We start from the raw sequence: 7,435 nt of genomic DNA on the forward strand, positions 1-7,435 counted from the left end.
ATATGGAGAGATCCTTTTCCTGAATTCATGGTTAGGAAACTCAAAAAGGGGCGATTGAGTTTCCTAACCATGAACGGTAGCACGCATACGGCGTGAGCTCGTCTGCTGCGCAGCCGAAGTCCTTTCCACCTTCATCGACGCACTTTATACTGTGTTTCATGTACATACCGCGATCTGCAAAGCGCCTGTTCCAGCATAACGATGGCTGGAGCCGCTATCTCGACAAACACGGCGATACCCTCAGCGACTGGACCAAACTCTCTGTCGAGCGCACGCTTGCCTGCGGGACCTGCGCCATGGGCGTGCGCCGCTATTGCTGCAGTTCGCCTGACTGCACGCACTCACGCTTTCTCTGCCAGAGCTGCAAATCCAACGCCTGCAGCAGCTGCGGCCTCAAGGGCACCGAGCAGTGGATCGCCGAACAGCAGCACATCCTGCCTGACTGCGACTGGCAGCACATCACCTTTACCATGCCTCACTTGCTGTGGCCGTTCTTCAATAACAACTGGTCGCTGCTCAACGACCTGTTTCGCTGCGCCACCCGCGCCATTCTCAAGTACGCGCGCAAGCTGGGTATCGAGGTCGGCATCTTCTGTGCCCTGCACACGTATGGCCGCCAACTCAATCAGCATCCGCACATCCACGTCTCCGTCACCCGCGGTGGCCTCGATGTCAAACACGGTGTCTGCCGCGGTTTGTTCTTCAAAAAAACAGCAGGTTGAAGAAATCTGGCGCGGTGCCGTCATCCGCCTGCGGCGTGCCAGCCATGACCGCGTTAACCCCAGCACCCTGCCTGGCCTTGGCCACATTCGTGATGAGAAGCAGTGGCATCGCTACCTGCAGGCGCAATATCAGCGCCACTGGAAGGTCTACTTCGCCAAAAAGACCCGCGGGGCCTGGCGCAGCGTGAAATACCTGGGACGCTATTTGAAACGCCCGCCGGTGGCCGCGTCGCAGCTCCGCCATTACCGCGGCGGTTCAGTGGTGCACCAGTACTACGACCACAACACCCAGCAGCACAAGCGTCAGAAACTGTGCCAGGAGGAGATGCTGTGGCGTTACGTCAGCCACATCCCGTCCCGGCACTTTAAAATGGTGCGTTACTACGGCTTCCTGGCCAACCGTAAACGCGGTACGCTGCTGCCGAAGGTTTACGAAGCGTTGGAGATGACACCACGCGAGAAACCGCAGAAGCCGGGCTTCGCAGTGCTGAAGAAAGCCTTCCTGGGCATCGACCCGTACCAATGCATCCTTTGCAAGGGCCGGCTGCGTTTTGCCGCCGGCATGGCAGGCGAACACGCCACAAAAATGCTTTCTGACAGGCTGCAGAAGATGGCTAAAAACCGATGGTTTCAAACCCCTTCTCTGGATAAGTGCGTCTAAAAAATGATTTTTAGCTTAAAAATACGGCAAAACTGGCATTTTTCAGTATTACACCGTGTCAACCCTCACCATACGGGGTTCTTCCTTGCCACTGTTCATGGTGTTGGCTGGATTCGCTACTTGACCGAAAGGTCAAGTTTTTTTAACCTTATATATATAAAGGTTATTTTAGCTTACGATCCTTGTTGCGTAAGCTGTGCTTAAGATTTATGCATACCTGTACTTAGGTGCAGGTTATATCGAAAATAAGGAATTGAGACTGCAACGGAGACCTCATGTTTTCTGTCTTCAATGAAAATCCGACCATAACCGAAACGCTCCGGGAGTATTTAGACAGAAAATTGTCCTTATTTGGTAAGTTGGAATATACCTATACGGTCGTCAGCAAAAAAAAACCGTTAGACGTCCTTATAATTTCCACTTATCCTGATGAATGGGTTGATCTCTACCGCACCAATAATTTTCAACTCACAGATCCGGTGATATTGACTGCGTTTCGACGTACGTCTCCGTTTGCATGGGACGAAAATATTACACTGATGTCTGACCTGAAGTTCACCAAGATATTTTCGCTTGCCAAGCAATACAATATCGTCAACGGTTTTACTTTTGTGTTGCATGATCATATGAACAACCTTGCATTGTTATCGGTCATCATTGCCAACAACGAACAAGGGGAGTTGGAATCACGACTCACCTCTGAGCGTTGGGTCATGCAGATGTTACTGATCGATATCAATGAACAGATGTATCGTCTTGCCGGGGCAAGCGCATCCTGCTGGGAAAATCATATGGATAGGGTAAAACCCATATTTACCCCGCGGGAGAATGAAGTGTTGTATTGGTCCAGCATGGGTAAAACCTATGGTGAGATAGCCTCCATCGCTGGGATATCTGTAAGTACCGTGAAGTTTCACATGAACAATATTGTTTCCAAGCTGGGAGTGAGTAACGCCCGTCAGGCGATCCGACTGGGGGTCGAGCTGGAGCTTATCACAGCGGCAACGGCGAGGTAATAACTGACTCCGCAGGGTAGTCGAATCCGTTGATGAGCCCTGAAGCTATCTGCTCCTGATCCTCTGCTTCTGTCGGTAAAAATACAAGATAGATGCGCTCCCGCTTACTGAGAAAAGCCTCTTTAAGCGTCTTGATCTGCCATCCTGAACGTTTGAGTATCGTCAGCATTGGGTGACTTACAATGGTGTGAATGCCGTGGCGGTCGTTGTGGCGAGCCCAGTTGATCATGGCTAGAAACAGGATCTGGCTGACGGGATATCGTCCGCCAAGAAGTTGCTGTGCCCGATCCTTATCGACAAAGAATCGGCTGGATTCTATGCCGTCGGGGGGAAGCGGAACTGTGTCAAAACAAGCACGAAACGAGTGAGTTATCATATTGGGCTGTTCCAGGCCAATAAAGCGCACACTGCAGATCAACTGTCCCTTGTACAGACCAAGAATATAGCGTGTACCAGGATTATCATATTCATCAAATTCCAGATCGGCATTGCATGCTACATCCCATCTCAACCGGCCACTGAAGGTTTTTTTCTAAGCCGGTAAAGTTCATTGGAGTGGGTTATCTTTAGCTCATCGTAGCTGACATCAAACAGTTCAAGCATTCCATCGTGTATGGTCAGGGCTGTGATTCCATTGCTTTTTTATCCATTGTTTGCTGCGCCTCTAATCCTCATAATTGTCTGTCTTGAAGTTTTAAATTCACGAGCGACACTGGCTACGCTGTGGCCTGCATTCAGCCGTTCTAGGGGTCTGAAGCCCAATCGTACGGAAACGTACGCTAAGTATGTTTTTTAACTACCCGAAATAGCTTAGCGAATAATCTCCGGACCTCAGGCCGACCCAAGTAGGAGGTAATTGACTATTGGCAAAAATTTGATAGTACTTCCGCAAGGGCTCCGGGATTTTCCCAGGACATACAATGCCCGCAAGCCGGTAAAATGACGGTTGAGACTCCTGAGGCAGCCAGACAAGTAAAATCGTCATCTGGTAATTGTAGCGGCTCGCGTTTGAAAACGCCCATGCTCGCGTTTATCAGCTTTTTTTGCTCACATTAACTGCAAATGGAAATCTCCTTATGCTCACATTAACTGCCACTGTGCTCGCGTTTATCTATTCATGCTCGCAATCATCCTTCCCGTGCTCACAATAACTGCAAATCAAAATTCACCTCCCGACACCACCAATCGTCCTTTTTGGGTATACCAGAACGTAGCGCCCCTGCGGGACGAGCACGGCAGCATTGCTGCCTCAACCGTCTTTTAGCCCCAGCCTCAACATCAACGCCGGCGCCGCCTGACGGCCACGGTAGCTCGCACGGTGGCGCATACCCCACCGCAGCGTTAACACCCGCATAAAATGAGCACGTCTGTGGCGTGAGCCGGCTGGCGCCGACGTCCTTTTCCTGTCCCCTGCCGCCCTGTAGACTCTGCACCATGTATATTCCCCGACCGGCAAAGCTGCTGTTCCACCATAATGATGGCTGGAGCCGCTATCTCGACAAACACGGCGACGCCCTCAGCGACTGGACCAAACTCGCCGTCGAGCGCATGCTCGCCTGCGGCACCTGCGCCATGGGCGTGCGCCGCTACTGTTGCGCCTCACCGGACTGCACCCATTCCCGCTTTTTCTGCCAGAGCTGCAAGTCCAAGGCCTGCAGCAGTTGTGGCCTCAAGGCCACCGAGCAGTGGATCGCCGAACAGCAGCACATCCTGCCCGATTGCGACTGGCAACACATCACCTTCACCATGCCGCACCTGCTGTGGCCTTTCTTCAACAACAACTGGCCCCTGCTCAATGATCTGTTCCGCTGCGCCACCCGCGCCATGCTCCGCTGGGCGCGCCAACAGGGGATCGAAGTCGGTATCTTCTGTGCGCTCCATACCTACGGCCGGCAGTTGAATCAGCACCCGCATATCCACGCCTCCGTCACCCGAGGCGGCCTCGACATCAAACGCGGCACCTGGCGGCAGCTGTTCTTCAAAAAGAAAGAGGTTGAGCAAATCTGGCGCAACGCCGTGGTTTACCTGCTGCGCGACAACTACACGCAAATCAACCCCGGCGGCCTGCCGGGCCTCGGTCATATCCGTAATGAAGATCGGTGGCACCGTTATTTGCATACCCAATAACGCCGCGCGTGGAAAGTTCATTTTGCCAAAAAGACTCGCGGGGCCTGGCGCAGCGTGAATTACCTAGGCCGTTATCTGAAGCGCCCTCCGGTGGCAGCCTCTCAGCTCCGGCATTACCGTGGCGGCGCCGTGGTCCATCAGTATTACGATCACCGCACTCAGCAGCATAAACGCCAGAAAATCAGCCAGGAGGAGATGCTGCAGCGCTACGTCAGCCACATCCCGGCACGACATTTTAAGATGTTGCGGTACTACGGTTTTCTGGCCAACCGCAAGCGGGCCACGCTGTTGCCGAAGGTCTACGACGCGCTGGCGATGTCGGTACGGGAAAAACCGAAGCGCCCCGGATTCGCGGTGCTGATGAAAGGCTTCCTGGGCACCGAGTGCATCCTGTGCAAGGGCCGACTGCGTTTTGCAGGTGCCATGGCGGGCGAACACACCACCAAACTGCTCTCTGACAGGCTGCAGCGGATGGCTAAAAAACGATGGCTTCAGACGCCGTCCCTGGATAAGTGCGCCTGAAAAAGGGTTTTAGCTTAAAAATACGGCAAACCTGGCATTTTATTCGTATTACCGTAAAAAGGCCCTACTTCATACGGCTCTTTCTTGCCCCGATTCATGGTTAGGAAACTCAAAAAGAGGCGAATGAGTTTCCTAACCATGAACAATGATGAGTCGTAACCTGCCTGCCCTACCGTCTCACCGTAAACGCAAAAGCGTTTAATCTTAAAATCGCATAATCGTAAAACATTAAATACAGAATTACTCTTTTCCGTATTTGTTATACAACAACTCTCGCACCTCATCGGCAATCTTGGTGCCCCTCAGGGCACAGGCAGACTTGATGGCCTTATGCAGGCTCTCCGGGATATCTATCGTGAGTCGCTTCATTTTCTCGACCGGCTGCGGTGGCGCTTCTTCGACAGCGCGGCTTTCCACCCAGGCATCCGCACTGGGTGCAGGTTTGGTTGGCTTGGCACCGAAAGTCACTTTTTTCCCACTCATACTTATTGCTCCAAAATCTCGTTAACCAGGGCGCCGATCTCTTTTGACGCCGCCGAATCCGGCTCTAGCTCGAACACGGCTTTACCGACCGCCGCCGCTTCAGCGAAGATCACCCGCTGCGACACCGTGGCTTGCAACACCGGTGTTTCATACGTCGACAGCGCCTCGCCGACATCACGGCCAATCGCAGTATTTACGATTTTACGATTAACCGCAAATACAGATTTAAGGTTTTCTTTATAAATCTTGGCTTCCTGGATCAGCGTGACCACTTCCTGTGCCGCCCACACGTCATACGGACTGGGTTGAACAGGGATCACCACCAGGTCTGCCGCCATAATGGCGGAACGGGCCAGATCCGTGACGCGGGGCGGGCCATCGATGATGATGTGGTCATAATCCTGGGTGAACTTGCCGATATCCTTGTGCAGCGTGGCGCGCGGCAACCCCAGCACCGGGAAAGCGGACTCATCTTCCCGTGCTGCCGCCCAGTCCAGGGCGCTGCCCTGAGGATCGGCATCAAGCAGCAATACGCGTGCGCCATCCGCCGCCAGACGGGCAGCAATATTGACGCTGAGAGTGGTTTTGCCAACTCCCCCTTTCTGGTTCAGTACAGAGATAATCATCAGGCACTCCTGGTATGGGTTATTACGATTTTCAGTAAAATCGTATTTCTGCAAACTAACAATTACGATTCAATTGCAGTGTATGCATAAGCGCGGGCAAGGTCAATACTGAAATCATCAAATACGCTTTTACGTAAAATCGTATTTGCGATTTATTGTAAAACCAGAGGGTTATCTTAGAGAAGGGAGCGCCAGCAGCCCCCGCGCCTCATCAACGGGCAGAGAGAAGGCCAGATCCGGCGTGACATCCAGGGCGAAGATCCGGGTATAGATTTCGGTATTTTCCAGGCGCTTGTGGCCCATCAGTGCCTGGACCTGTTTGACATGCACATCATTCATCAGCAGATGCATCGCATAGCTGTGGCGGAACGTGTGCGGGGTGATGGGGCGCACCGAAAAAGTCACGCCATCCTGGGCGGCCCGGCGAACCGCCGCCCGCAGCCAGTTACGCGGCGTCTCCTGGCTGGCCACATCCCACATCGGTGTCGCCCGGCGTGTCAGCAACTTGAATGTCGCAAAATAGCCCTGCAGCCGGCGCACATACCCCGCATCCGGCAGCGGCACCGCCCGGAACGGAGCCTCCCGCCGCTGCTGCTCTTCCTTGGTCGGCCGGCGCCGCGGCCGGGGCACGCGTTGCTTCAGCGTGCGCAGCCGGACAAACGGCAGGTCGCCATTGAAGAACACATCCCCCGGCGTCAGCGCCAGGGCTTCATTGATGCGGGCGCCGGTGTTCCACAGGGTTTCGATCAGCATGCGCTGGCGCAGATCGGGCAGGTAGTCGAGCAGCACCGCAATTTCCGGCGCCAGCAGATAGCGGGGCACATCCAGTGAGGCGGCCAGGGCCATTTCGCGCAGCCGAACGGCGCGCGCGAAGCCGCCAGGCAGACTGATCGCGCTACGTGAAATCTGTCCCATCTCGAGGGGGATGATACTCAATTTTTCATTCTCCGCTACTTGCTCAATTTTCGGCCTGCAAAGCCCCTTATCGCAACCAAACCTGACTGGCCATCACTTCCGACCACTATTGTGCCGCGTCAGCCCCGGCGCCGTGAAGCCGAATAAATCGGTGATCGGTCAGGACAGCATCGCATAAAAATTGGGGAAAAAACGCAATGTGCGTAAAAAACACAATCATCAATGACGCCGGTTGGCGCCGACATGACAGGCGTAACGCGAACGCCGTCCCTAATCCGCTGTGACAGAACGGTAGCACGCCTGCGGCGTGAGCTCGTCTGCTGCGCAGCCGAAGTACTTTCCCCCTTCATCGCCACGACCTAT

4 protein-coding genes and 4 pseudogenes are annotated in these 7,435 nt (G+C 53.9%); 3 read left to right on the plus strand and 5 right to left on the minus strand.

All coding sequences use genetic code 11. The annotated features are described in order from the left end of the window. Positions 1-158: 158 nt before the first annotated feature. Together AC4PR2_RS26975 and AC4PR2_RS26980 are read left to right on the plus strand one after the other, a co-directional pair. A pseudogene (locus AC4PR2_RS26975) lies at positions 159-1,383 on the plus strand (IS91 family transposase). A gap of 275 nt (positions 1,384-1,658) precedes the next feature. After that, complete coding sequence (locus AC4PR2_RS26980; RefSeq protein ID WP_492175782.1) at positions 1,659-2,399, plus strand: helix-turn-helix transcriptional regulator; 741 nt, start codon at positions 1,659-1,661, stop codon at positions 2,397-2,399. Here the strand turns inward: AC4PR2_RS26980 and AC4PR2_RS26985 are convergent. Together AC4PR2_RS26985 and AC4PR2_RS26990 are read right to left on the minus strand one after the other, a co-directional pair. Continuing rightward, positions 2,377-3,002: pseudogene (locus AC4PR2_RS26985) on the minus strand (acyl-homoserine-lactone synthase). The gene AC4PR2_RS26980 and the pseudogene AC4PR2_RS26985 sit on opposite strands and share 23 nt — an antisense overlap. Before the next feature lie 39 nt (positions 3,003-3,041). Further along, a pseudogene (locus tag AC4PR2_RS26990) lies at positions 3,042-3,146 on the minus strand (helix-turn-helix domain-containing protein); the annotation flags it as partial. 687 nt (positions 3,147-3,833) lie between these two features. Between AC4PR2_RS26990 and AC4PR2_RS26995 the strand changes: the two are divergent. After that, a pseudogene (locus tag AC4PR2_RS26995) lies at positions 3,834-5,048 on the plus strand (IS91 family transposase). A gap of 240 nt (positions 5,049-5,288) precedes the next feature. Here AC4PR2_RS26995 and AC4PR2_RS27000 read toward each other — a convergent pair. The 3 genes from AC4PR2_RS27000 to AC4PR2_RS27010 all read right to left on the minus strand — a co-directional run bounded on the left by AC4PR2_RS27000 (position 5,289) and on the right by AC4PR2_RS27010 (position 7,093). Beyond that, the gene (locus tag AC4PR2_RS27000; RefSeq protein WP_492175783.1) at positions 5,289-5,531 is read right to left on the minus strand and encodes a plasmid partition protein ParG; all 243 of its coding nucleotides are present in this window, start codon (positions 5,529-5,531) and stop codon (positions 5,289-5,291) included. Between the two features lie 2 nt (positions 5,532-5,533). Further along, positions 5,534-6,157, minus strand: a complete 624-nt coding sequence (parA, locus tag AC4PR2_RS27005) for a ParA family partition ATPase (protein WP_060441996.1) — start codon at positions 6,155-6,157, stop codon at positions 5,534-5,536. A 171-nt stretch (positions 6,158-6,328) separates the two neighbouring features. Next, on the minus strand, positions 6,329-7,093 hold the full coding sequence (locus tag AC4PR2_RS27010; protein WP_394948157.1) for a tyrosine-type recombinase/integrase: 765 nt from the start codon (positions 7,091-7,093) through the stop codon (positions 6,329-6,331). Positions 7,094-7,435 lie beyond the last annotated feature (342 nt).

The organism is Serratia sp. A07, from assembly GCF_058725505.1.